Source organism: Erythrobacter sp. MTPC3 (genome assembly GCF_042854385.1).
Lineage (GTDB): Bacteria > Pseudomonadota > Alphaproteobacteria > Sphingomonadales > Sphingomonadaceae > Erythrobacter.
The window spans coordinates 1-384 of the sequence record NZ_BTGP01000045.1; the positions used below are offsets into that span (position 1 = coordinate 1).

Sequence of the window (384 nt, forward strand, 5' to 3'; positions counted from 1 at the left end):
GCCGGTTGCATTGGTGTTCCACGAGCTGGCTACCAACGCGATGAAGTACGGAGCTCTGTCCAATCCCGAGGGAAGGATTTCGCTGGACCTTTCAACCGAGGACGAGATGGTCCGCTTCCGCTGGAGGGAACACGGAGCTTACATCGACAAGGCGAGTGAGCCTCAAACGGGTTTCGGAAGTCGCCTCATCGAGTTGGCCGTGAAGCAACAGCTAGGAGGCAATTACGAGAGAACCTGGCATGACGATGGCGTTGAACTCGTCATGGATGTCCGAAAAAGCAGGTTGCAGGAGCCTAGTTAAAGAAGAGCCTAAGACGGGCTGGCGGATCGATTTTTTCGCCCTTCCGGACCGCAATGACATAGTCGAGAACCTGCTTGAGAATG

Annotated in this window: 1 pseudogene; it reads left to right on the plus strand. The window is 54.9% G+C overall.

The features are described from left to right. A pseudogene (locus ACGHU1_RS16905) lies at positions 1-301 on the plus strand (PAS domain S-box protein); the annotation flags it as partial. Between the last annotated feature and the right edge of the window lie 83 nt (positions 302-384).